This is a genomic window from Acetobacter sp. DmW_125128, assembly GCF_008704325.1.
In the GTDB taxonomy this organism is placed as follows: domain Bacteria; phylum Pseudomonadota; class Alphaproteobacteria; order Acetobacterales; family Acetobacteraceae; genus Acetobacter; species Acetobacter oryzifermentans.
Map to the genome: position 1 here is coordinate 1 of NZ_VHOP01000037.1, position 24301 is coordinate 24301.

The 24301-nt window shown below is 53.4% G+C and carries 28 protein-coding genes and 2 tRNA genes; 11 read left to right on the top strand and 19 right to left on the bottom strand.

Annotated elements, in window-relative coordinates; translation table 11 throughout:
- Positions 1-58: 58 nt before the first annotated feature.
- The 6 genes from FKW19_RS11100 to FKW19_RS11125 all read right to left on the bottom strand — a co-directional run bounded on the left by FKW19_RS11100 (position 59) and on the right by FKW19_RS11125 (position 4096).
- Positions 59-145 (bottom strand) — tRNA-Leu (locus FKW19_RS11100).
- A 72-nt stretch (positions 146-217) separates the two neighbouring features.
- The gene (locus FKW19_RS11105) at positions 218-895 is read right to left on the bottom strand and encodes a M48 family metallopeptidase (RefSeq protein ID WP_089178409.1); all 678 of its coding nucleotides are present in this window, start codon (positions 893-895) and stop codon (positions 218-220) included.
- A gap of 66 nt (positions 896-961) precedes the next feature.
- Positions 962-1417, bottom strand: a complete 456-nt coding sequence (locus FKW19_RS11110; RefSeq protein WP_089178410.1) for a YcgN family cysteine cluster protein — start codon at positions 1415-1417, stop codon at positions 962-964.
- On the bottom strand, positions 1414-1851 hold the full coding sequence (locus FKW19_RS11115; RefSeq protein WP_089178411.1) for a spermidine/putrescine ABC transporter permease: 438 nt from the start codon (positions 1849-1851) through the stop codon (positions 1414-1416). Before FKW19_RS11115 ends, FKW19_RS11110 begins: the two co-directional genes overlap by 4 nt.
- Entirely contained in the window at positions 1833-3026 is a 1194-nt protein-coding gene (locus FKW19_RS11120) for an extracellular solute-binding protein (RefSeq protein ID WP_238331268.1), read from the bottom strand. Before FKW19_RS11120 ends, FKW19_RS11115 begins: the two co-directional genes overlap by 19 nt.
- Positions 2981-4096, bottom strand: a complete 1116-nt coding sequence (locus FKW19_RS11125; RefSeq protein ID WP_089178412.1) for an ATP-binding cassette domain-containing protein — start codon at positions 4094-4096, stop codon at positions 2981-2983. Before FKW19_RS11125 ends, FKW19_RS11120 begins: the two co-directional genes overlap by 46 nt.
- Positions 4097-4169: 73 nt before the next feature.
- Here FKW19_RS11125 and FKW19_RS11130 point away from each other — a divergent pair, with 73 nt between their 5' ends.
- From FKW19_RS11130 to FKW19_RS11160, 7 genes are all read left to right on the top strand, one after another.
- Entirely contained in the window at positions 4170-4472 is a 303-nt protein-coding gene (locus FKW19_RS11130) for a hypothetical protein (RefSeq protein WP_003625602.1), read from the top strand.
- A 39-nt stretch (positions 4473-4511) separates the two neighbouring features.
- Positions 4512-4937, top strand: coding sequence for a phage holin family protein (locus tag FKW19_RS11135; RefSeq protein WP_006116764.1), 426 nt, complete (start codon positions 4512-4514; stop codon positions 4935-4937).
- Positions 4938-5070: 133 nt separating this feature from the next.
- On the top strand, positions 5071-5565 hold the full coding sequence (locus FKW19_RS11140) for a MarR family winged helix-turn-helix transcriptional regulator (protein WP_150150599.1): 495 nt from the start codon (positions 5071-5073) through the stop codon (positions 5563-5565).
- A 22-nt stretch (positions 5566-5587) separates the two neighbouring features.
- Positions 5588-5782 carry a DUF1656 domain-containing protein gene (locus tag FKW19_RS11145; protein WP_150150598.1) on the top strand — a complete coding sequence of 65 codons (195 nt, stop codon included), beginning with the start codon at positions 5588-5590 and terminating at the stop codon, positions 5780-5782.
- 26 nt (positions 5783-5808) lie between these two features.
- The gene (locus FKW19_RS11150; RefSeq protein ID WP_003625609.1) at positions 5809-6720 is read left to right on the top strand and encodes an HlyD family secretion protein; all 912 of its coding nucleotides are present in this window, start codon (positions 5809-5811) and stop codon (positions 6718-6720) included.
- Between the two features lie 9 nt (positions 6721-6729).
- On the top strand, positions 6730-8256 hold the full coding sequence (locus FKW19_RS11155; RefSeq protein ID WP_150150543.1) for an efflux transporter outer membrane subunit: 1527 nt from the start codon (positions 6730-6732) through the stop codon (positions 8254-8256).
- Positions 8234-8557 carry a hypothetical protein gene (locus FKW19_RS11160; protein ID WP_231621227.1) on the top strand — a complete coding sequence of 108 codons (324 nt, stop codon included), beginning with the start codon at positions 8234-8236 and terminating at the stop codon, positions 8555-8557. The genes FKW19_RS11155 and FKW19_RS11160 overlap by 23 nt, the downstream gene beginning before the upstream one ends.
- 6 nt (positions 8558-8563) lie before the next feature.
- On the opposite strand, the gene FKW19_RS11165 is transcribed toward FKW19_RS11160, so the two are convergent.
- From FKW19_RS11165 to hpnA, 7 genes are all read right to left on the bottom strand, one after another.
- Positions 8564-9274: a hypothetical protein gene (locus FKW19_RS11165; protein WP_089178414.1), complete on the bottom strand. Its 711-nt coding sequence runs from the start codon at positions 9272-9274 to the stop codon at positions 8564-8566.
- 4 nt (positions 9275-9278) lie between these two features.
- Positions 9279-11249: a squalene--hopene cyclase gene (gene shc, locus FKW19_RS11170; RefSeq protein ID WP_089178415.1), complete on the bottom strand. Its 1971-nt coding sequence runs from the start codon at positions 11247-11249 to the stop codon at positions 9279-9281.
- A gap of 65 nt (positions 11250-11314) precedes the next feature.
- Positions 11315-12613, bottom strand: a complete 1299-nt coding sequence (gene hpnE, locus FKW19_RS11175; RefSeq protein ID WP_063353347.1) for a hydroxysqualene dehydroxylase HpnE — start codon at positions 12611-12613, stop codon at positions 11315-11317.
- Positions 12614-12634: 21 nt separating this feature from the next.
- Positions 12635-13513 (bottom strand): presqualene diphosphate synthase HpnD, encoded by an 879-nt coding sequence (gene hpnD, locus FKW19_RS11180; protein WP_089178416.1) that lies wholly within the window; start codon positions 13511-13513, stop codon positions 12635-12637.
- Positions 13514-13611: 98 nt separating this feature from the next.
- Positions 13612-14472, bottom strand: coding sequence for a squalene synthase HpnC (gene hpnC, locus FKW19_RS11185; protein ID WP_089178417.1), 861 nt, complete (start codon positions 14470-14472; stop codon positions 13612-13614).
- Positions 14473-14584: 112 nt separating this feature from the next.
- A complete protein-coding gene (locus FKW19_RS11190) occupies positions 14585-15781 on the bottom strand; it encodes a glycosyltransferase (protein WP_089178418.1) in 1197 nt (398 codons plus the stop codon).
- Positions 15782-15791: 10 nt separating this feature from the next.
- Positions 15792-16787, bottom strand: coding sequence for a hopanoid-associated sugar epimerase (gene hpnA, locus FKW19_RS11195; RefSeq protein ID WP_063353350.1), 996 nt, complete (start codon positions 16785-16787; stop codon positions 15792-15794).
- 193 nt (positions 16788-16980) lie between these two features.
- On the opposite strand from hpnA, the gene FKW19_RS11200 reads away from it, so the two are divergent.
- Positions 16981-18072 (top strand): lysylphosphatidylglycerol synthase domain-containing protein, encoded by a 1092-nt coding sequence (locus tag FKW19_RS11200; protein WP_063353351.1) that lies wholly within the window; start codon positions 16981-16983, stop codon positions 18070-18072.
- 7 nt (positions 18073-18079) lie between these two features.
- Positions 18080-18961 (top strand): prephenate/arogenate dehydrogenase family protein, encoded by an 882-nt coding sequence (locus FKW19_RS11205; protein ID WP_193561058.1) that lies wholly within the window; start codon positions 18080-18082, stop codon positions 18959-18961.
- A 24-nt stretch (positions 18962-18985) separates the two neighbouring features.
- Here FKW19_RS11205 and FKW19_RS11210 read toward each other — a convergent pair whose 3' ends face one another.
- The 3 genes from FKW19_RS11210 to FKW19_RS11220 form a co-directional block, all read right to left on the bottom strand.
- Positions 18986-19666, bottom strand: coding sequence for a hypothetical protein (locus tag FKW19_RS11210; RefSeq protein ID WP_089178420.1), 681 nt, complete (start codon positions 19664-19666; stop codon positions 18986-18988).
- Between the two features lie 4 nt (positions 19667-19670).
- Positions 19671-19796: a type B 50S ribosomal protein L36 gene (gene ykgO, locus FKW19_RS11215; protein ID WP_003625637.1), complete on the bottom strand. Its 126-nt coding sequence runs from the start codon at positions 19794-19796 to the stop codon at positions 19671-19673.
- A gap of 111 nt (positions 19797-19907) precedes the next feature.
- On the bottom strand, positions 19908-20867 hold the full coding sequence (locus FKW19_RS11220) for a hydrogen peroxide-inducible genes activator (RefSeq protein ID WP_089178421.1): 960 nt from the start codon (positions 20865-20867) through the stop codon (positions 19908-19910).
- A 180-nt stretch (positions 20868-21047) separates the two neighbouring features.
- On the opposite strand from FKW19_RS11220, the gene FKW19_RS11225 reads away from it, so the two are divergent.
- Together FKW19_RS11225 and FKW19_RS11230 are read left to right on the top strand one after the other, a co-directional pair.
- Positions 21048-21590 (top strand): peroxiredoxin, encoded by a 543-nt coding sequence (locus FKW19_RS11225; protein ID WP_063353355.1) that lies wholly within the window; start codon positions 21048-21050, stop codon positions 21588-21590.
- A 203-nt stretch (positions 21591-21793) separates the two neighbouring features.
- Positions 21794-22321 carry a carboxymuconolactone decarboxylase family protein gene (locus FKW19_RS11230; protein ID WP_089178422.1) on the top strand — a complete coding sequence of 176 codons (528 nt, stop codon included), beginning with the start codon at positions 21794-21796 and terminating at the stop codon, positions 22319-22321.
- A gap of 97 nt (positions 22322-22418) precedes the next feature.
- Here the strand turns inward: FKW19_RS11230 and FKW19_RS11235 are convergent.
- The 3 genes from FKW19_RS11235 to FKW19_RS11245 all read right to left on the bottom strand — a co-directional run bounded on the left by FKW19_RS11235 (position 22419) and on the right by FKW19_RS11245 (position 24154).
- A tRNA-Asp gene (locus tag FKW19_RS11235) sits at positions 22419-22495 on the bottom strand.
- A 149-nt stretch (positions 22496-22644) separates the two neighbouring features.
- Complete coding sequence (locus tag FKW19_RS11240; protein ID WP_089178423.1) at positions 22645-23253, bottom strand: YceI family protein; 609 nt, start codon at positions 23251-23253, stop codon at positions 22645-22647.
- 82 nt (positions 23254-23335) lie between these two features.
- Positions 23336-24154: a class III extradiol ring-cleavage dioxygenase gene (locus tag FKW19_RS11245; protein ID WP_063353357.1), complete on the bottom strand. Its 819-nt coding sequence runs from the start codon at positions 24152-24154 to the stop codon at positions 23336-23338.
- Positions 24155-24301 lie beyond the last annotated feature (147 nt).

Genomic DNA, 24301 nt, shown 5'->3' on the forward strand with positions numbered 1-24301 from the left:
GGGAAAATCCCGCAGACCCGTCAAATTCTCATTTTACTGTTATATTTCAACAGGTTAGTGGTGCGAACTGCGGGACTCGAACCCGCACGCCTTTTACAGGCTGGAGATTTTAAGTCTCCTGCGTCTACCATTCCGCCAAGTTCGCGCAGATGCAATGATGCATCTCTGATGATTGAAAGCGTTTTAGCATGGTCGGAGAGAACTGCAACAGTATGTTTTATCGAGCAGCGTGTAAAATTGGTCCAAAGTGTTGTAGCCAATTTTCGGCTTGCTGTCTGTGAGGGGTGAATGTGTCAACCATTTTCCAGAACTGGGCACTATGGTTCATATGTTGTAGATGGCTTAATTCATGGGCAATCAAATAATGGCGTACAAAAAATGGTGCCATTATTAAACGCCATGACAACATTATACGTCCAGAAGATGAACAACTTCCCCAACGGCTCGATGTGTCACGAATATCTAACCGTGTAGGGCGTAATCCAACAGCTTGGGCCACGCAGTGCATTTCTTGAGTAAGAATTTTGGTTGCATGTTGCTTAAGAAAGTCTTCCACGCGTCGCGCAAGAAAAGACGGATCTCCGCTTACAAAAAGGCAATCATTTTCTAGCCACGCACCACCTTTGCGATGAGGGGCATGGCAAATTGTGTAGTATTTATCTTGAATAGGAATATGGGAGCCAATAGCAAAATGTGGTGTTTGCACTAATTTTTCAAGGCGTATTGTAATCCATTGCGCTTGTTTATGTACAAAAGCCAAGGCCTGTGTGTAAGGGAACCCTTTAGGCAAAGTAACAAGAATAGCCTGTTCTTTTGCAGAAATTCGTAAGATACAGCGTTTGGCTTTTGTTGAAACGCGCCAAATTATTTTTGCAGAACCATATCCTTGCAGCATAACATGCTCTGGCCAAGATGAATGTTCTTTGCAATTCAAGAAAACATCTTTCCGGGTAAAGGTTTTTTAGAGAGATTCCTCAGCAGGAAGGCCGGGCCAACGGACAATGTAATCTTCCAGTGCCCCTGCGTGTCTTTCACTTATACAGCGTCCTGCAGCAGATTCACCCGCGGTGATAACAGATTGGGCAGTATGCGTTAGCAATGGGTGCCACTGTGGTAGGCCACGCCCTTCCGAAAGACGGCGATATGCACAATCAGGCGGTAACCAATCAAGTTCGGGAATCATCTCTGGTGTTAGAGTAATGCAGTCTTGCACTTTGCGATGGCGTTGCGCGTAATCTGTGCATTGGCATGTTTTAACATCCAACAGACGGCACGCAACAGATGTGTAATGCAGTTCTTCCGTGTCATCATCACGCAGTTTGTGCAAGCAGCAGCGTCCGCATCCATCACACAGGCTTTCCCATTGCTCTGTGGTCATTTTTGTAAGTGGGGTTGTTTCCCAAAAAGGTGCCGTCATTGTGCAATGCCAAAAAAGAGGGAGAGGAAGAAGCTTACGATTAAAGGTTTCTTAAGAAGGGGCCAGATGATGAGCTGTAGGCATGCGCTTCGGTTGGCCCCCAGTTCACGTGCTGTAGGTCCCCATGCTTCTGGTAGGGTTTCAAGTTTGGCAAGCGGCCATAGTGCAAGCAAAGGTAAGCTTAAGGCACCCTGTAAAAAAGGGGTATAAGGTGTGTTGATGACAACAGGCAAAAAAATACTAAGAACCGATGCTGGAATAAACAACATAAAGAATGAAATATAAAAAATGCGCCCAGCATGTATGGCAAATGCCAGCATGAGCAGAACAAACACAAGAAATATGCTTGTTATACTTATGCAGACAAATCCCCATAAAAAAGAATAAGGCAATGGGATTTGCATCAGAGAAGGAATCACTTGCGGAGCGCCCATTGTTCAAAGTGTTCTGCAATGATGTTTAAATGATTTATCCAGAAGATATCATCAACAACAAGGGGCGCAGCCAAGTGGCGTAAGGTGGTATCCACGGCCATATCTCTCATGGATGGTAGAGATGGCCATGCGTTAGAAAATGCTTGCTGCTGCTGTGCCTGATCAAGCCATGATACAAAACTGAGCGCGGTAGCAGTGGTGGCAGAACTATGAGGCACTCCCCAGCCGTAACGCACCTGTAAGCGTTGTTGCCAACAGATGCCAAAACGCTTGGTATCTCCATCGGCTGTGTTCAGCATTTCCCCGGTAGGCGCAAGTCCCATAAGGGCGCCACCGCTTTTTAAAATCTGCCCGGCTTCTTCCGGGGTGGACCACCAGACAATATAAGGCCGTAGCTGATCCAGTTTCCGGAAGGCCCGTATTAACCCATCTTGGGTGTTGAGTGTGCGGTAAACCATTTCGGATGGTACGCCATCAGCCAGTAGGGCAATTTCTAGCGTGGTGCGTGGGTCACGCCGTAGGCTGCGCCGTCCCGGATGGCGGGCGACGTCCCAAAAGTCCGCCCAGTTGGGGGGGGTGTCAAAACGTGAGCTATCCCACGCAATAGCGTAATCAATGCTGGTGGAATAATTGGGTTGTGCTGCATCTTCAGGCAAAGGAGCAAGCAGGCCTGCGCTGCGTCCTATCGCCAGACTGCTATTTTCCATCATGACCGCAGCCCAATGTTTGGGGCTGTTTTTTTCCTGTTGCTGGAGAGCGGTTAGAGATCCGTCCCATCCAGAGGTGATGATGCGGTGATGTGTCTGACGTGTGTATCCGGCAAAAAGGATTTTTTTCTGTATGTCACAAATCCTGCCCGAGAATGTCAGAACCCGTAAGGCGGCGTCTGCATGCGCAATTGTGTGTTTACGCGCAGGACGCGCCTGAACCATTTGAGGGGCAAGAGAGATTACGCCGCCGCCCAACCCAGCCAGCAGGGCTTTCCGTCGGGAAATGATCCCGGCAGAAGGCGCTTGTTTCTGAGGGTGGGGTGACGGTGTCCCGCTGGAGCGACCGTGCAGGAAAGAAAAAGAAAACAGGGTGACCTCGCGCATATAGTGCAGCCAGATGAAGGCAGATGAGTTTAGCCTTATTTTGCATCCATCGGAAAGGCGATAGCGTTCTGTGGTTGCCAAGCCAATATGGCCTTGTTGCCGGGGCGGAGTTCACGCGGCAAATGGATCAGGGGGCGGTGAGCTATAATTTCCGTGCCATCCAAGGTGCGAAACCGCATGGCAATGGCGTGGCCAATGTGATGGGCGGAAACAAGAGTGCAGGCAATATCTGTTTTATCTTCTATCTCCATGCCACCGGAGCGAGGAAACAGAACGGAAAGGCGGTCAGGCAGAATGCAAATGCTGGCCAGATCATTTTCTTCTAGATTGTAATCGGCCACAGCTTCCACTGTCTCGCCCGATGGCAGGCGCAATTCGGCAATATCATCCTCTATAAGTAATACCTTGCCGCTGATAACATTGGCATCCCCAAACTGTGCTGCCACGCTTAGGCAAGCAGGGCGGTTTAGTAGGGTGGCAACATCTCCTATCTGTAACAGGGTGCCATTTTGCATAACGCCAATCTGATCTGCCGCTATCATACAGTCCTGCTTCTGGCGTGAAAGCAGCAGAATGCTCAGTCCTATGGCATGGCGTAACCGATCCAAAAATGTGATTGCACGCCGGATGGTGGGGTGGTCCATGTTTTCGAAAGGCTGATTCAGAACCACAACATCGGGCTGCATGATCAGGGCGCGTGCTAGCTGCGTCCGAAATATCTGTTCTGCATTGAGTATGCGGGCCGGTTGGGCACGCAGGGCTTCCAAGCCAGTCAGGGCCAGTATTTCAGCCCCGCGATGTGCGATTTCAGACTTATGAAACGTGCCACTGGCGCGCAGGGGCAGGAGAATATTGTCCAGAACGGAAATGTGCGGAAACAAGGGCGCGTGTGGGCCTATTGTTGCCAGTTTTTTATGGCCAGATGTGTTTAAGTTATACGGTGTGCCGTTAATTTCTATCTGCCCAACCGTAAAGGGGCGTCTGCCAGCCAATGTTTCTGCCAAACAGGTTAGATCCGCATTGTCTTGCCCGATTCCCAGTATGGCTGTGCAACTTCCCGCCGGTAGAGAAAGCGTGAGGGGTTCTGCGTTGTGAAAGAACGCTAGATTGTGAACCGCCAGTGCTGTGGATGAGCCATGCGTGGTATGCATGCAACTATGTCCCTTTCCGTGGGTTAGAAGTAAAGTGCACTATATTTCAGGCAGGTAAACGGAGGTTTCTTTCATGTCTTCAGATAAAATCAAAGAAGTAAAAGCAGCAGGTGAAGCCGCAGCCGACACGGCGCGGGACGAATTGGAAGCCGTAAAAGCGCATCTTGAACGCCTTGTGACCCAGCATCTGGTGCCAGCGCTGGGCCGTGCAGGGGATAAAGCCGGCACGCTGAAGGAGCAGGCGGTTGCCAATGCGCGCGAACTGGCCGATCATGCACAAAGCGATCTTGCTAAGCGTAATCGTGGTCAGTCTTCCTGGTTGTCCATTGCCATTTCCGGCGTGGTGGGCTTTATCCTTGGGCGTCTGTCACGCTGACGCTTGTGCGTCATCTGAACAAAGGTAGCCTCGGAGCCCATGCGTATCTTTGATCTTGGTAAATCCGCCCTGAATGCTCAGTCTAACCTGATGCAACAGATGGCCATACGATACGGCAAGCAAGCCGTATTGTTGGCAATGGCGGCAGTATTTGGACTATTTGCCCTGATTACAGGGCATGGGCTCCTTTGGGTGCTTCTGGTTTTTGTCGGGCATTTTGGCCCGGTAGGTGCGGCGTTTACAGTATTCGGGCTGGATGTGTTTGTGGCTCTGGTTTGTGTGCTGTTTGGCCGTCGTTCTTACCTGACAGTGCAGGAAGTGGAAGCCCGCATTGCCCGTGACCGCAATATCACCATGATGCGCGACTCCATGACCATGGCAGCCGTAACGGCAACCGTTGCAACAGCCATGGGCCGTGGTGGATCTCGCAAAGTGTGGGACGTTGTGCGGCGGAAAAAGGACTGAAATCGTCCAGTCTGGACGAAACCATAGGTTCCATTCCAAATTTGCATTGGCGCGCAGGATTTTTTCTGTAAATGATGGCGCTGTCTTTCGTGAGTGCGCAAATTGTTTGCGCGCTCACTAGTGTGGGTAGGGAATGGAACCGAATCATCATCCCGTTATGGCCAATGAGCCCCGCCGTTTCTTTGGATATCGGCTGGCGCGTCTTGCTGCTGTGTGGCGGCGGGAGATTGATGCCGATCTGCGGGCCTTCGGCCTGACAGACGCCACATGGCGGCCCATTTATTATCTCAACTTCTCCAAAACACCCATGCGCCAGACAGATCTGGCCCGCTTCCTCTCCTTGGAAGCCCCTTCACTGGTGCGGCTTTTGGATGTGCTGGAAAAGCGTGGCTACGTGGTGCGTGAAACGGATGAAGAAGATCGCCGCTCCAAACTGGTAAGTATTACGGAAGAAGGGCGCAGTGTTGCTGCTCTTGTCAGCCGTGTGGCGGATGAAGTGACAGCCCGCCTAACGGAAGATGTTTCCACCACGGAGCTGGAAGAATGCTGCGGCGTTCTTGACCGGGTTGAGCAAGCCGCCCAAAACCACCGGGATACCATTGGTGGTGATAAAAGAGGCATGCGGTAATGCCAGTTTCCAGAACAGTGCCATGCTAGCTGAATTCAATATATTTGGTGTTTTTATTGCACCTATTGTCGTGTACGCCCTAGCGGCGCTGCCGATTACAATGTTTGTTCGCTTCGTGTTGTGGTGGAGCGGCCTTCTGGGCTGGTTCTGGCATATCGCGTTGTTCGAAGTATCGTTATACGTCAGTATTCTTTGCCTGCTGATCCTCTGCGTCTGACCCGAAAAGGCTTTTGAGTCTCCGCAATGCCCCTTCTGCGCACCCTGATACGAGTTGTTCTGACCCTTGCGGTCGTCTCACTGGCCATCGTTCTGGGGATTACCCTGTGGAACGTGTATATGATTGCACCCTGGACCCGCGATGGCCGTGTGCGTGTTTACGTTGTGGACGTGGCCCCCGAAGTTTCTGGCACAGTGGTGCAGATTCCCATCGTGGATAACCAGTTTGTGCATAAGGGTGACCCACTGTTTGTGCTTGATCCGGTGCGTTTCCGCCTTGCTATTCGTGAGGCACAGGCCCGGCTTGATGGCGCATTGGAAGATTTGAAGCTGAAACGCAATGATGCCCGCCGTCGTATGGGCTTGGGTGGCATTGTGTCGGCCGAAGAACAGGAGGTCTTTAACTCCAATGTGGCCACACAGATTGCATCTGTGGATGCAGCGCGTGCCGCTTTGGATGTGGCCAAACTGAACTTGCAGCGTTCGGTTCTGTATTCTCCGGTAAATGGTTACATCACCAACCTGAACCTGCGGGTGGGCGATTACGCCTCTGCCGGGCAGGCACGTATGGCCGTTATCGATTCCGACTCCTACTGGGTTTACGGGTATTTCGAAGAAACAAAGATGTGGGGCGTACACGTGGGTGATGAAGCCCGCGTTAAGCTGATGGGCTATAAGCCTATCCTTACAGGCCATGTTGTCAGCATTGCGCGCGGTATTAACGATACCAACGGCACACCAGATAAGCTGGGGCTGCAGGATGTGAACCCAATCTTTACCTGGGTGCGTCTGGCACAGCGTATTCCTGTTCGTATTCACATTGACCACGTGCCCGATAGTGTCACGCTGGCAGCAGGTATGACGGCAACTGTGAGCGTAGGCCCTGAACCCAGAGGCCGCCGCGGAAAGTTGACGACCTGGCTGCAAGATCATCTGTAAGCGCAGGACATGAGACAGAACATGAAGGGTCGTCGTCGCCTTGGGCTGTTTCTGGCAACATCCATGTTGTTGTCAGCCTGTACCGTAGGGCCAAATTATCAGCCAGACCGCATGAAGGTTCCGGCAGCGTTCAAGGAGACGGAGGAAGAGCATCCGGCTACGCCTGAAGAGATCGAACGCACCAACAAGGAAATGACAGAGTGGTGGTCTTTGTTCAAAGATCCCATTCTCACGCGCTTGGTGGATGATGCCATTAAGGGCAACTACGATCTGCAGATTGCCGGACAGCGTATTCTGGCCGAACGGGCCATTCGTGATCGGTCTGCCGCACAATGGTATCCACAAATGGATGCTAATATGGGCGGTGGTGATGTGCGCTATTCCATCAACATCGATAACTGGCCACTGCGCCCCGGTAATCGGGCTAACCGGCCAGAAGCTTCTATGTTGACATATGGTGTGATGGCATCGTGGGAGCTGGATATGTTCGGGCGTATCCGCCGTGATGTGGAAGCGCATGAACATCAGGTTGAAGCCAATATTGAAGGCCGCCGCGCGTTGCTGATGGGTCTGCTATCCGAGCTTGCATCCGACTATATGTTGCTGCGCGTAACACAGCTTCAGATCAAGATCGCCACGGATAACATTCGCGTTGCTAAGGATGCGTTGGACCTGACCAACAAGCTGTATCTGGAAGGTGTGGGCAACACCTTGCAGATTGCACAGGCACAGGCCGAAATGGATGCGCAGATTGCTGCGCGTGAACCGCTAAAAACACGTGTTTCGCAGGTAACACACGCCATTGCCGTGCTGCTGGGTAAAATGCCGGGTGAGCTGGAAGAGGAATTGAAGATTCCGCGGCCTCTGCCAATTGTTCCGGAATTTCCTGCTACACTGCCGTCTATCGTTATTGCCAACCGCCCGGATATCCGTATGGCGGAGCGGCAATATGCCGTTGCCACGGCACAGATTGGTGTGGCTGTTGCCAACCTGTATCCACACTTTGTGGTGCCGCTCACCTTTAACCCCAATGCATCGGCCATGTATCAGGCGTTTCAGGCAAATGCCATGAGCTGGCAGTTCCTGCTGATGGCCAGCATGCCATTGATGCACGGCGGCAAGATGACGGCAGAAGTTCGTGCAGCACAGGCTGCGGCAGAAGCTGCGCGTCTCACGTATCGTCAGACTGTTTTGCAGGGCTTCAAGGAAGTAGAAGATGCCATGGCGGCATGGCATGATGATATTGAATATGCCGAACAGCTGCATAAAGCCGCAGAAGATAGCGCAACTGCCAGTGAGCGTGCGCGTAAGCTCTACGGTGCTGGTTTGGTAGGGTTTCTGGAAGTGCTGACAACCGAACGCACCACCTTGAATGCCCAGAACATGGAGGCTCTTGCTAAGTTGGAGCGTCTGCGTGATGCGGTAAATCTATACACGGCTCTGGGTGCCGGGTGGAAAGGTGTTGCTCTTACCAACACCACTTTGCCCGTTTCTCTTGAAACGCAGAACTTCCTTGCCCGCGCCTTCAAACAATAAGCCGCAGCAGGGCGGGTTAGCATCGCCTTACGTCAAGCGTATTCTGCTGGTTGCCCTATTGATGACCGGTGGCTTTACGCTGATGTGTTTTACGGGGTGGTGGGCTGTGGCGTACAGCCATCCGCAAGATAGCTGGGGTATGCTGGTTTTCCGGTGGTTGTTTCCTGTTATAGGTGCAGCGATGGTTGGAGGTAGCTTTGTGCTTCTCAACCGTCCTGTAGGCAATGTATGGGAAGAATTTGAAGCATCCTCAGATGATGAGGATGCAGATGGAATCGTATCCAATATGGATGGGCGCTAGGCAGAATTAGTCGCCTGCAAGTCGTTTAAAGGCAGGGGTTTGCGCCTGTGTCGTTAGAAACGAGATCATGGCTTTACGTGCCAAAGCTGCATCTTGCCCAAGGTGAATAAGCCCACCAATCTGTGTTGGGTGGCGCACGATATCACACATTAACTTACCGATTTGCAGGCCCCCTTCAGGGGAAAGAACAGAGCCTGCAATGGGGGGCAGGGAACGGTCTGCCGGATCGCAGATAACCCGTAGTACAGCAAAGGGCAGCCCGGCTTCTTCTGCTGCTTTTGCAAGAAAACCGCTTTCCATATCTAATGCAGGGCAATGAGACTGTGCAAAAAGCTGCGCCTTATGGGCTGCATCCATTACAACGGTATCACTATGCAGCAGCGTTCCACCCTGCACACCCGCCTGATCTCCACCTAAAATATGGCGTAAAGTGGCATCGCATACGGCGTTTGTGCCCCAGCAGGAAACCTTTTCTGGAATAACAATGCTGCCAGCAGATAATGCCGGGTTCAGCCCCGCAGCCAAACCAAAGGAGAGCAGACAATCAGCCCCGCTGGCAACCAATCTGGCAGCTTCGCGCTTTGCTCCGGTATGTGTCGCGCCACTAGCGGCAATGGCAGCATGCGGGAAAATAGAGCGGATAAGGCGTGCTTCCGCTTTTAACCCCACCAGAATGCCGGGGCGAGAGGGCGAAGGTTGGGCAGAGGCTGATGTCATTGATTTAGAACCCAAAGGAAACGCGGCGGGTATTGCTGCTTTCAAGGTTACGATAGCGGGCTAATGCCATAAGCGGGAAGAATTGCTTGTAGCCGTGGTAACGCAGGTAAAACACCTTGGGGAAGCCAACAGCATTATAGGGGTCTTCATGCCATTCCCCATTAGCGTCCTGCTGGTCGGCCAGCCATGCAATGCCGCGCGTTACGGCTGGATCATCCCGCCGACCTGCGGCCATCAGGCCCAGAACAGCCCATGCTGTTTGTGATGGCAGGCTTTCACCATACGTGCCGTGTGGGCCGCCTTCATAAGATTCGCAACCCTCGCCCCAGCCGCCATCTGTTCGCTGGACAGAGCGGAGCCATTCCACAGCTTTCACCACGGCTGGGTCATCGTGGGAAATGCCAGCAGCATTTAAGGCGCACAGCGCAGACCATGTGCCGTAAATGTAGTTTGTGCCCCACCGCCCAAACCAGGAACCGTCTTTTTCCTGCTCCTTGCGCAGATATTCCAGTCCACGCTTGATAACGGGCTCATCTTCTGGGTTTTTCAATTGGGCCAGAAAGGAAATACAGCGTGCGGTGACATCTGCTGTGGGTGGATCGAGCAATGCACCATGATCGGCAAAAGGAATGTGGTTGAGAACATTCTTGTTGTTGTCGATATCAAAAGCACCCCAGCCACCATCTGTGCTTTGCATGCCCACAATCCATGCACGCGCACGCGCAATGGCTTCAGCATTTGTCGGGTCGCCCTCACGGTGCAACAGCATACCCACTACGGCTGTATCATCCACATCGGGGTAATAGTCGTTCCCGTATTGGAAAGCCCAGCCACCGGGGGCCAGATTGGGGTTACGAACGGCCCAATCTCCCTTTATATTCAGGATCTGCTTACTGCGGAGCCATGCAGAGGTTTTTTTCAACTCGCCAAGCGTTTTTTCTGGCGCAATTCCATTGGGGCCAGAGGCTGCCTCAATCATGGCATGGCCAGAAAGTCCGGTGTCCCAAATAGGGGAAACGCAGGGCTGACAGTAGGCTTCATCGTCTTTTTCAACGATAAGGGCCTGCACGGCTTCCCATGCCGTTTTTGCACGCGGGTCTTTATCCGGCACGCCCATGGCCCGATACATCATCACCACGTTGGCCATGGCAGGGTAAATAGCCCCCAAGCCATCTTTGCCATTTAAGCGAGGTTCGATAAAATCAAGGGCGGCTTGAATGGCTTTTTTGTGTGTTTTTTCGGGAATAAACGGTACGATGGGCCGCAAAACGCTATCCAGCCCTTTAAAAACATACCCCCATGCCGAGCGATAAGGGCCGCGAATCCAGTCCTGCACTTTTTCTGGCGGAGTAACAAACAACTCACGCACATGGATCTGGCGTGGATTTGCCGCCACAGGGCGGAGGGCTGCCAGCACCAGAAGCGGCGCAATAACTGTGCGGGACCAGTAAGACATGTTCCACACGGAAAAGAATGCCTTGGCAGGCAGCAGCATCAACTCTACGGGCATAATCGGAGTTGCACGCCACGGCACTTCACCAAACAAAGCAAGCTGGGAGCGTGTAAACACGTTTGAGCGTTCCGCCCCACCATGATCCAGAATGGCTTCTCGTGCACGCTGCATATGGGGGGCATTTATATCATCCCCCACGGCTTTGAGCGCAAAGTAAGCTTTTACAGTGGCGGAAAGGTCAAACTTGCCATTGTGGTAAAGGGGCCAGCCCCCGTGCTCTTCACTTTGGATACGGCGCAGGTAGATGGCAATTTTCTGCTCCAGCGCATCGTCAATCCTGTCCATGAAGTGTTCGAGCAGGATATATTCGGCAGGAATGGTGGCATCGGCTTCCAGCTCATAAACCCAATGCCCATCATTTTGCTGGGCCTGACTGAGAGCGGTATGCGCACTCAGAACCGCACGATCCAGAACATCTGAAGAAAGGCGTGATTCGGAAAGAGCACTCCCATCGGCGGCCATGTCAGAAAATCCTTTCTGCTTGCAAGCGTAAAGCTGTTTAGAGCGCAGTGCGTTTTAAGGGGATATTACCGAGGGTGCTTGAGGCCCAAAGTATGAACAGCTTGCACGCCAGACCGCATGGCCCCTTCAAGGGTTGCGGGCAAGCCGGTGTTTGTCCAGTCTCCGGCCAGAGCCAGATTTACCAAAGGTGTAGCAGGGCCACAGCGTAGGCGGTTTTGTTCAGGTGTGGCTGCAAAGGTTGCGCGTTTTTCCCACACAACACGTTGGGCCGCCGGTGTGGCCGGAAGAGGTTGCTCCAGCACGGCATCACAAGCCTGGCAGACTTCCTGCCAGATGGTGCGGGCCAGATCATCCTGATTCTGGTCTGCATAGCGGTTGGCGGCGCTTACGGTAACAGACAGAATGTTTTCGCGCAGGAAAACCCATTCCGTTACGCCGCCAATAACGCCCATAAACCCACATTGCGCAAAAGAGCCTTGTGGAATGGGGCGTTCATCCAGCTTGAAATGCAGGTTTAGAATGCTTTCAAATTCCGTTGGGGCGGTTATGCCAGCAATCTTGTTGGCTAAGAGACTCTGCGCCACAGGAGCAGGTACAGCCATGATGATGGAATCATCAGGCCCCAAGGTAATGTCTTCTTCGGGCGTATGCAGGGTTGTAATGCGGCCGCGCGCTTCTTCCACACCGGTAATACGGCTTTGGGTACGCACTTCTACATTCATATCCTGCAAATGCTTCAGGGCCGGATCCACCAAGGTTTCGGAAAGGCCAACCTTGGCAAACCACGGCATACAGGCCGTCCCCCCCAAGGAAAGAGATTCGCGAATAACAGCACCCAGCAATGCGGCGCTTCCGGTATCGGTAAGCGTATTAAGGGCGGAAATAGCAAACGGCTCTAAAAGCCGCCGGGCGAAGGCACCGGGCAATAGGCAATCTGCAACTGTTTCGTTTTCACCTGCGTTCATCAAGCGGTACAGGCTGCGCAAATCAGGCAGGCGCATATCCGGCACACGCCGATGTGGCTGAAATACCCACCACGGCATACGCCCGCGGGAAAGGTTTAATGTCCAGCGCGCATCTTCGGCCAGATCTACAAAGGGGAAAAGTGGCGCGTGGGGGCCGGTTAAGGTGTCCAGCGCGCCGGTAAGCCCCAGATAACGGAAAACAGTTTTGTTGGCAGAAAGCAGCAGATGGTTACCGTTATCAATGCGGCAACCAAGCTGACGATCCATATAAGAGCGCGCCCGCCCGCCACAGGCGCGGCCTGCTTCGTGCACGATAATGCGTGGGCCAGAGCCCGCCGCTTCTACCGCAGCGGCCAAACCGGCCATGCCCGCGCCAATAATATGCAAAGTGCCTGTCATCACCGTTTCCTTATCGTGCGATCAGGGAAGATAAGAGCAGGCGAGCGCGTAAACCTTGCCTACGGTGGAGCTTTCGGGCCGCTGGCGCAGTACATCAGGCCCCCATCCACGTTTGCGCAGGTTTTTCAGCACCGTTTCATAGCTGGCACCCATAATGCGGGCTGGCAGCATGGTGCGGGGGCGGCAAAGCTTCATGGTGGCAAATGCCGTTGTGAAGTGATCCTGCGCACGAGCGGCTATAATTTTGGTAACTTCCTGTAAGCCGGGGGCGGTAAGTGCCTTTACCGGATCATGCGGCACGTTAAACCGATCTAGCAGATCGGATGGCAGATACAGGCGGCCACGTGCGGCATCTTCGGGCAGATCACGCAGGATATTGGTTAACTGCAGGGCACGGCCCAGATGATAGGCAACCTTATTGCCTTCATCAGAGCACTCACCAAAGATACGCACAGACAAACGGCCAACGGCTGCGGCTACGCGATCACAGTAAAGATCCAGCGTTTTTTCATCCGGCGCTACAATCGGGGTGGCGGTATCCATCAGCATGCCATCAATGATGGCATCAAAATCTGCCTGTTGCAGCGCAAAGAACGGAATGGCGGCTAGCAGAACGCGTTCCAGCGGTTCGTGCGGGGTTTCAAGCCTGTCCTGATACAGGTGGGAAATCTTTTTGTGCCATTCCTCCAATGCCTGTGTGCGTTCTGCCAACGGGGCTAGGCCATCGGCAATATCGTCCACCACACGGCAGAAAGCGTAAATGGCATACATGCCGTAGCGGCGCATGGGGGGCAGGATACGCATGCCAGCGGCAAAGGAAGTTCCCGCCTGTTTGACCGTACTTTCCACCCAGGCAAGATCAGCAGGATCACACCCAAGGGGGGTCGGCTCGTCATGCATCTGGATGTCTGGGGTTGTCACGCGCTTCTCACTTGTTGTTCGATTGTCAAAGTTATTTGGTCAGGCTCTTTTTACAGAAGTTCTGCCATTCGGAAAGGTCATGCCCATGCCCGCAGGGCCGCAATGGCTGCATGCATGCCGTCTGCCCGACGCAAGGCCACACGCCCTGCCAGTGGGTCTTCACGCCGCAGGCGGCGGGTAAGGCAGTGTGCCAGTTCTACAATAGCAGCACATTCCATACGGAACCGGCGGTCACGGATATGGGCAGCTAAGGCGGAAGCCTGCTGGTTGAGGGCATCTACCCCGTCCAGCATGGTGTTGAAAACACGCCGCAGAGCAGGAGAGCTGCTACCAGCCAGCAGATCCTGCTGCGATGTGCCGCAACGTTGCATCATATCTGCGGGGATGTAGCAGCGCTTCAGGCGCTTGAGATCACCAGAGCAATCCTGAAGGTGGTTTAGAATCTGTAGTGATGTGCACAGTGCATCGGAGGGCGCAAAGGCGGCGGAAGATTCTTCGTGCAGGCCAATCAGATAACGGCCCACAGGGTTGGCGGAATACCGGCAGTATTGCAGCAGATCATCCCATGTCTGATAGACATGCCCGCGCGAATCGTTGCGGAAGGCAATCAGCAGATCCGTTGCTGTTTCAAACGGAACATGTGTTTGCAGAAGAGACCGGCGCAATGTTGCCGCACTTTGGGCATCGGGCCGGTTGATCGGGTCCCGCTTGCCGAGCAAAACCTCTTCCATTGCATTCAGGCGTGTAATCTTGTCATCGGGGGCAAGGGTTTCACTATCTGCAATGTCATCAATAACACGCGCGTAATCATAGTAGGCATGCACGTGCGGGCGCAGCTTTTTGCTGATTAGCAGGGAACCGACGGGAAAGTTTTCATCCGAAGCTCCTTTGCCGGATGAAACGTCTACTGTTCCCCATACGCTGGTTGTGTTGGTCATGCCTGGCTCAATATGATTGCGCGATAAGGGCAGCCCCGTGATTTACATGAGGCTGCCGGGAATGCCTATCCCTTAACTGCGGCCCTGCCCAGAGGGAGGCTTCAGATATATTTCAGGCGCGCCGGCTTTTTTGTTCTAGCGTGCGCCCATCATTGGGTATGGCTTCGGTATAGGCGCGGTCTTTCCAGACCACACCTTTACCCCGGTGGTGGTTAAGGGCGGACCCGATAGTGGCGACTGTATAAAACAGCGCAATAAACGGCAACGCTAATGCCCATAAAGGCGAAAGGCGAAAGCGCCGCAGCGTAGGTATAAAGGAGCAGAGAGATATGGCAAACGTGGCTGCTCCAACCCATTGTGCAGGCCCATGTGCCAGAAAAGCAAGTGCAGCAGGGGCAAGCCACACCAAAATCATGGCTAATACGGTTAACACCAATAGCGCGGGTGAAAAGCGTAACTGCACGTAAGCCGTGCGCGCAATCATACGCCAGATATCGCCAGCCGTTGGATAGGGGCGAACAGATTTGGCCAAGCAGGAATGGCCTAGATACAAGTGGCCGCCAGCTTGTTTGACGCAGCTTGCCAGTGTGCAATCATCTATCAGGGCACCACGCAGGGCTTCAATGCCGCCAATCTGGCGGAGCATATCGCGGCGCAGTAAAATGGTGCCCCCTGCGGCTCCGGCCGTTTTATCTTTGGGGTTATTCACCTTGGCGAACGGATAAAGCAGGGCAAAAAAGAATACAAAAGCTGGCACCAAAGCGCGCTCAGCAAGGCTTTCGCACTGAAGTTCCACCATTTCGGAAACCATGTGCAAACGGTCTGTTTGTGCCTTGGCCACCAAGGTAGAAACATGTGCCGGAGCATGCAGAATATCTGCATCTGTAAACAGTATGTAACCGCTGCCATCTGCACATTGGCGCTCCGCCTCTGCCACCCCTTGGGCAACGGCCCATAATTTACCGCTCCAGCCAGCAGAAGGCTCTGCCCCATCTACAACGGTCAGGCGGTTGAGAGGGTCGGGCAAAGCCCGTGCGAGATCCCCTGTGCTATCCGTACTGCGATCATTTACCAAAATAACGGAAAGGCGGCCCATGTAATCCTGCGCCAGCAAAGAAGAGAGGGCTGGCTGAATGGATTCAGCTTCATCTCGGGCAGGCACAACCACCGTAACATCCGGCGCAATATCCATGCGCGTCCGGCCTGCGTCTGCGGGTTGCAGAATGGGGCCAGCCTGCCAGAACTTTCCATGAAAAAATATCAGCCCAATCCAGATAATGGCGCATAAGATAGCCAGAGCCAGTATCACTGCTGCTCTCCTATTTCAGCATGCCATTATTGCGGAACCAGGTAATGGCATCTTCCACCGCCTTGCGTGCCGGACGCGGGTTATACCCTAGTGCACGCTTGGCTTTATCGGATGAGAAGAACATTTTTTTGCGGGACATGGCCAACATCTCACGCGTTACACGTGGGTTGATGCCAAAGGAGCGGGAAAGCCATTCGGACACAATTGCCACAGGCCAGATGACTTCCTGCGGCAGCCTGATTTTTGGCGGCGGCACGTGGGCAATTTCTGAAACCATAGCGAACAGATCGCCCAGCAGGTAGTTTTCGCCGCCCAGAATATATTTTTCGCCAACGGTGCCACGTTCCAGCGCTAGCGCATGGCCTTCGGCCACGTCATCTACATGTACAATATTCACGCCTGTATCGACATAGGCGGGCATGCGGCCTGCGGCGCAATCCAGAATCATCTGCCCGGTGGGGGTGGGTTTGATGTCTCGCGGGCCAACGGGTGTGGAAGGGTTTACGATAACCGCCGGTAGCCCCTGGTCGCGCACTAATTGCAGCACTTCCTGCTCGGCCCGGTATTTAGAGCGCTTGTAAATGCCAATAACGGCATGTTCCTGTACGGGGGTGTTTTCATCGGCAATGGAACCATCACCAATCAGGCCCAATGCCGCAACAGAGGAACAATACACAATTTTTTCAACACCAGCCGCTTTTGCGGCCAGCATAAGCTGGCGTGTGCCCTCTACGTTTGCTGTCATCATAGGGGCAGGGTCTGGCACCCATAGCCGGTAATCGGCAGCAACGTGGAATACGTAGCGGCACCCTTCTACCGCACGCGCAAAGGTTTCTGGGCGAGAAAGATCACCGTCCACCAAATCGGCAGGAATATCCGCAATATTGCGTCTATCGCTGCCTTCGCGCACCATTAGCCGCAGGGAATGCCCCCGCTCCAGCAAAGTGCGGGCTACGGCGGAACCAACAAAGCCTGTTGCGCCGGTTACGAGGGTATGGGCAGTCATGAGAATATACGCTCCCCCAGAGGTACGATACGTAAATAAAAGTGGTAAGGACGTTAATCCCGAACGGCAGGTCTGTTTCTTTATCCTGCTGTCCGAGGTGGCGCCAGACCCCGTGGTGGTGTAAGGGGACGAACCAATCACACACACACACTGATGCGCCTCTTGCTTTTTACCACATGGCAAAGGGCCTTGGGTGTGCTGGACAAACAGAGCTGGGGCCTTGAAGAAGCTTACGGTTTTTCTTACTTTTCTCGGGCTTGTGGCCGTTACGGCAGCAATGGCATGGAGCGGTTTCGATTCCGTTTTGCATGCCGTTATGCGTATAGGTCTGGGCGGCTTTCTTGTAATGGTATGCTGCCAGTTGCTGGTAGATGGCGTTCTGGGGCTGGCTTGGCATGCCGCTTTTCCCGAACTGGGCTATTTTAGGCTGCTATCCGCCCGCATGGTGCGCGATGCCGCAGCAACATGCCTGCCTTTTTCCCAGCTCGGTGGCATTGTTATCGGGATTCGGGCCACATGCTCATCGCATGGCTTTTATAAAGGCGATAAGCGGGAAGTGGCGTTGCCAGAGGCAGCTTGCGCCAATCTGGTAGATATCACCACGGAAGTGATGGGGCAGGTAGCTTTTGTGCTGCTGGCCGTTGCTTTTTTGGTGGCGCATCAGCGTTCCAGCCCGTTTGTTGTGCCCGTAGTGTGCGGTGCGGTGTTCCTGATTGCAGGCACGGCCGGGTTTATCTGGACCCAGCGGCATGGTGGTAATCTGTTCCGCAAATTTGGTGGAACATTTACCCGCAGCCTTGCCTCCCAATGGCACGAAAACCTGACTCAAGGCGCTGATGATCTGCAAGAGCAGATGGAAGCGGCATGGAGCCGCCCGTGGCATATCTGCCGCTCTGCGCTGTACCATTTTATAGGGTGGCTGGGCAGCGCAGCTATGCTTTGGCTAACGGCGCGTTTTCTGGGTGCGCATCTTTCCTTCCCCAATGCCGTTGCTGTGGAAGGTGTAACCTGCGCCATTATGTCTTTAGGATTTCTGGTGCCCGGTAGTTTGGGTGTGCAGGAAGGTGCCTATATGGCGCTGGGCCATGCTTTTGGTATCGATCCTTCTGTCTCACTTGGGCTTTCTTTGCTGCGGCGTGGGCGTGAGATCATCATCGGTATTCCTGTTCTGTTGGCATGGCAGTTCATGGAAATGCACGGTTTACGGAACAATAATAAAACTGATGAGGACAAGGCAGCGTATCCTCCCGCTTCTTCAGTGGTGAAGGATACTCACCTTGGCTGAGGATACTGTGCCTGTTTTTGATACGCTGGCTGTTATTGGGCCAGGGCTTATCGGATCTTCCGTGTTGCGGCGTGCGCAGGCAGAGGGAAATCTGGTTCGCAAACTTATAGCAGTGGATCAGAGTCCGGATGTGTGTGCCCGCGTGGCAGAGCTAGGTATTGCGGATGAAGTGACAACAGATGCCGCAGCCGCAGCCGCGCAGGCTGATTGCGTGATGCTGTGTGTGCCAGTAGGCGCTATGGGCGCAGTAGCTGCACAGGTTGTTCCGGCCATGAAGCCCGGCGCAATATTGACAGATGTGGGCTCTACCAAGGTGTCTGTGATTGAGGCTATCAGGCCTTCACTACGGGCAGATGTGCCATATGTGCCCACGCATCCTATGGCAGGCACAGAGTTTTCTGGCCCAGATGCCGGGCTGGCAGATTTATTTGAGAATCGCTGGTGCCTGATGACGCCGTTAGACTGCACTACGGCAGAGGCGTTGGAAAAAATGCGCACCTTGTGGGAACTCTGCGGTGCCCGCTTGCGGGAAATGACACCCGCGCATCATGATCGTGTTTGCGCCATTGTTAGCCATTTGCCGCATTTGCTGGCCTTTACCATTTGCGGCACGGCAGATGATCTGGCGAGTGAAACCCGGTCTGAGGTGTTGGATTTTGCTGCATCCGGCTTCCGGGATTTTACACGTATTGCAGCTTCAGACCCCATTATGTGGCGGGATATTTTTCTTTCCAACCGTGAAGCTCTGCTGGAAATGCTGGGTCGGTTTATGGAAGATGCGCAGGCTATGGCGCGCGCTATCCGATGGGAAGATTCCGATTACATTGTGGATCGGATTGAACGGGGCCGCAAAATTCGCAAAAGTCTGATCGAGAACAAACAGGCCTAAAGGCCAGACCTGCGTGCTTAAAAATCAGGTCGGCTGCCCGTAGGCCTTGATGTGTAGCGCATCCAGCCGTTTGTGGTTGCGGTCTGTCATGGGGCTGAGTTCCAGCACTTTCTGCCAGGCTTTCAGTGCGGCTGTGCCATCATTACGGTGTTCTTCAACACTGGTCAGAAGGCTCCAGCTTTCCGCATCTAGCGGATCGCGCTGCAAGGCTTCGCCTATATCAGCGATGGCTCCTTTAAGATCTCCCGCCACAAGGCGCATTTGGGCGCGTGTGCGCCACAGAATGGCTTGGTCGGGCTGTAGGGCCAGTGCATCGCCTATGTCTTCTACCGCATCATCTGGTTTATCGGTTGTCAGATCTTTTTCTGCCCGACGGACCAAAAGTTGTGTGGTGGGGGAAAGCTTGGCCGAACGGAGGGCCTCCAGTTGTTCTTGCAGGGTGTGCGCTTCCTCTGGTGTTTTGGCGTGAGCCAATGCCGTGGAAAGCTGCTTTATTTGTTCTGCAATGCTGCTGGAATGCTGTGATGCGGCATGTGCTGGTGGGGAGGCTGGTGGTGTGGTGGTTTGCGTCCATCCTGTAGCCGGAAGGCCCATATGTATTGCGCAGATGCCGGCAAACAAAAACCCGCTCCTCCGGCAAGCGGAAGAACGGGTTTTACGCATGACATGCGTGTTCAACCAGCCAAAAAGGGCCGGATGATGCATGAGATTAGCCCTGACGAGCTTTCATGCGAGGGTTCTTCTTGTTGATAACATAAACCCGGCCGCGACGACGCACTACACGGCAGTCTTTATCGCGCACTTTGGCCGACTTCAGGCTGTTTCTGATTTTCATGGCCCGTTTTCTCCGCCGATGCTGATGGACGTACAAAATAAGTTGGCTCGGCACATACCGGGTGCGTGCGTGAGAGTCAATATTTCTCGCATTTCTGGGCGCATTTTCTCATCATTCAGGTGGATTTTCTGCTTTGCGCGAGGGTGTTGCAGGTGGGGCCAGTGCCGCAAAAGTTGTGGCAAGTGTTTGAAAATCTGCTGCGCGGGGAGATCTTGGCCGCCACGCCAGCCCAATGGTACGCCGCGCCAGATCGCTGGTAAGAGGGCGTGCTATAAGATTATGGCCTCGCAGAATGCCTGCATGAATGGCCAGTTCGGGCATAATGGCAATGCCCAACCCCAGTTCCACCATTTCTGCCATGGAGTGGAGAGACATGGCGGTAAAGGTGGAGTCGCTTTCCCCTTCAGATCCGCTCCGGCTTGGGCTTTGGCGGCAAATGGCCAGAGTTTGATCGCGCAGGCAGTGCCCATCCTCCATCATGATCATGTTGTGTTCGGATAATTGAGAGGCTGGTACGGCAGGTAGGGCAGAAAATGGGTGGTCTGGTGGCATAATCACCCGGAAGGGGTCTTGCCATAATGGGTGTGTTTCTGTGCCATCGCACAGGCAGGGCATGGCCACCACCAGTGTATCTAACTGGCCGAGGGAGAGTTTTTCCAGCAGGTGTTCGGTCGTGTCTTCCGTAATGGACAACAGAAGGCGCGGAAAGTGCTCGCGCAAGTTAAGCACCAATTGTGGAATCAGAAATGGCCCAATGGTGGGAATAATGCCGACTCGTAGCGGCCCAGTTAGCGGTGTGCGGGCAGCGGCAGCCAATTGCGGCACGGCTTCCAGTGCCGCCAGTGCTTGCCGGGCCTTGAGTGCAATTTCGTGCCCCAAAGGGGTGAACACCACTTTTTTGCCCACGGTGCGGTCTAGCAAAGGGGCATCAAGCTGGCGTTCCAGCGCCATAATACCGGCAGAAAGGGTGGATTGTGTGACTGCACAGGCAGCGGCAGCCCGCCCAAAATGGCGCAGTTCTGAAAGGGTGATCAGATAGCGTAATTGCTGGGCAGAAGGCAGCGGCAGCACGGTATGATTTCCTGATGCAATGTATCTAAGGGGCGAATCTTCGGCATTTCATCGAATAGTTCAATGATTTTGATATAAAATATTCATTGGCTTAAATGAAAAAGCCGCGCCATACAGGACAACACAGCCGGTGGCACGTTGGTGCTGCATGGTGTGTGCCAAGCTATAAGGAGCAAGATTATGCTGACAGTTGGCGATAAGTTTCCAAGTTTTGATCTGACCGCCGTTCCTGGTGGCCCGGAAGGCCTGAAGGGCGAATTCGTTCAGATTTCTGACAAGAGCGATGCCGGTAAGTGGAAGATCGTATTCTTCTGGCCGATGGACTTCACGTTCGTCTGCCCGACAGAAATCGTGGCTTTCGGTAAGCTGGCTAAAGACTTCGCTGATCGCGATGCCGTTGTGTACGGTGTGTCCATCGACAGCCAGTTCGTGCACCTTAACTGGCGCCTGCATCATGATGACCTGAAGGATCTGCCGATCCCGATGCTGGCTGACATCAAGCGTGAGCTGACAGAAGGCACAGGCGTACTGGCTAAAGAAGCCGGCGTTGCTCTGCGCGCTACCTTTGTTGTGGATCCGCATGGCGTGATTCGCCACGTATCCGTCAACGATCTGTCCGTTGGTCGTAACCCACAGGAAATCCTGCGTATTCTGGATGGCCTGCAGAGCGACGAACTGTGCCCCTGTAACTGGAAGAAGGGTGACGACTTTATTAAAGTCTGAGCCTGAAAATTTCATCCGGCCTGCGGGGCGGATGAGGCGGTGCGGGTGGCATATGCCACCCGTTGCCTTCTTCCATAAAGGGGGAGGCGGTAGCCTTGATGTGGTTACCAACTGCGCCAAATAGTGGGGCAGTTTACGCGGCAAAAACCGCGCGGGCGCTATGCGTCTGATTTTTCCGAACAACCTGAATATTGGAAAATGCTATGTCCATTGATGCAATCAAGGATCGTATTCCCGATTATGCCAAGGATCTGCGGCTGAATCTCAGCTCTTTGGTTAATGATGTGACAATCACACCGCAGCAGTTGGCTGGCACATTTGTGGCGTCTGCACTCGCCGCGCGGAATGATGAAGTTACATCAGCTATTGTGGCGCAGTTTGCTTCAACACTTTCACCAGAAGCTCTTACGGCAGCCAAATCCGCTAATGCCATTATGGCCATGAACAACATTTACTACCGCTTTGTGCATATGGCAGGTGGTGAATATTCCCAGATGCCTGCGCAGTTGCGCATGAGCGTGATTGCCAAGCCGGGCGTAGAAAAAGCTGATTTTGAGCTGTGGTGTCTGGCTGTTTCTGTAATCAATGGATGTGATCTGTGTGTGACCAGCCATGAAAAAATCGTGCGCGAGGCATTAGGGGCATCTGCCGTGCAAACAGCAGCACGTATTGCCGCAACTGTGCATGCCGTTGCAGTTACCCTACAAGGTTCCAGTGCTTTAGGTGATTGAAGCTGAAAAGCCTTGCTTCCGGCTGCCTAGCAGCCGGACAAAAGCAGGCCGCACCACTTTGTATTCCAAAAAGAAATAAGTTTTTAAGGAAATAAAGTGGCGCGAGTGACGGGGCTCGAACCCGCGACCTCCGGCGTGACAGGCCGGCGCTCTAACCAACTGAGCTACACCCGCAGTTTCAACGCGCTTTCGTGCGTTGGTATGTCGCGCTTTATAGCGATGTTTTCGCGTTTGGCAACAGGGTTTTCATAAAAAAATTCATTTCAGGAAGAATTTCTCGTGCTACGCGCAAAAAAATGGCAATTTCTTTTGAAAGGAATGGCTTATTTGGCCTTTTCAAATGCTCCGGCAATAGAAAGCAACACCTTGTCCGCCACCAAGGGCTCATAGGTTTTTATGCCATAGGCGCTGCGCTTCAGTTCTCCCGTAGCCTGAAAGCCCACAGTATAGGTTTTGTTCATGGGGTTTTGCCCTGCGCCTATAAAACGTGCGTGCAGGGTAAGTGGCTGTGTAATGCCATGTAGCGTAAATTGCCCTTCAATATCAGCCGTGTCTGTTCCGGTTGGTGTGATTTTGGAGGAAACAAATTCAGCCTTGGGGTAGTGGGCCACATCAAGCCATTCAGAGGTTTTGAGTTCGTTAGTCAGCTTGGTGCTGGGGGTTAGGACGCTGTCAGTGGGAATAGAGACACTGAGCCGCGATGCCTCCAGTTGAGCGGGATCAAGCGCAAGCGTGCCCGATGCGTTTGAGAAAAAGCCGGAATAATTGGTAAAGCCCAGATGGAGTACAGAAAACACCACCTGCGTATGGTTGGAATCTACAGCGTAGTTTCCTTGTTCAACAGCGGAAAAGGCTGGAGCAGCTTGAGCTGTGGAGAGAACAAAAGTTAATCCCGCAATCATAAGGATAGGGCGCGAGAAAAAAGTGCTCATAAGCTTGTTCCTTTAAAAACGAGGGCTTTGAGAGGGATAGCTCCTGAGCAAACAGAAAGTTGCCGGTAAGTTTTTACGGCCTTTAACCGAAGCGGAAACCAGATAGCGCTTTACCCAAAACGGTATCGCTATAAGTGCGAATCCCTTCATCCTGCCCGGCAGCGCCTGCTGCCACCATAAGTGGCAGCAAATGTTCCTCCCGCGGGTGGCAAATACGTGCGCCGGGGGCAGCGGCCCAGTGCACAAGCTGGGTATCGCGCTTAACTGGCGGGGCTGTAACTGCTTTTTCCAGCCATGTATCAAATTCTTGTGCAGCCTGATTGGTGGCTGGGGAACCGTTCATGAAGTGGCGCAGGTTATGATAGCTCATACCTGTGCCAATAATCAGCACATTCTGGGCACGTAAAGGCTCCAGCGCGGCCCCTAGAGCAATGTGGGCGGCAGGGTCCATGCTTTTTAGCAGGGAGAGTTCCACAATCGGGATATCAGCTTTTTCAAACGCCAGCATGAAGGGAATAAAGACACCGTGGTCAAACCCGCGTTTGTCATCTGTGGCGCATGGCATGCCGGCTGCGTGCAAAAGGTTGCAAACACTTTGGGCCAGTTCAGGGCTGCCCGGCGCTGGGTATTGTAGCTGATAGGTATGTGGCGGAAAGCCAAAGTAATCATAAATCAGGGATGGATTGGGCGCGGCCGTAATGGTGGGAATGTCTTCTTCCCAATGGCCGGAAACCACCACAATGGCATCGGGTTTACGGGGGAGGGTGCTTTGCGTGCTGCGGAGATACGCCGCCATTTTGTCCCACGTATTGGGCCAATCCATAAAAAAGCATGGGCCACCACCATGAGGAAGAAAGAGAACGGGTTGGCGCGAGGGAAGGGAAGACCCCGTAATGGGCATGCTATTTTTCTCCAATATCCGTGCTTCATATTGGAGGCGAAGGGGGCGCTTGATAAGCTGTTATTCTAGGAAAACTGTTTTTGCATAGGGTATGAGGCAAGAAAAAAAGCTGCGGGGCAGAAGCCGCCGCAGCTTTTTGTCAAGCAG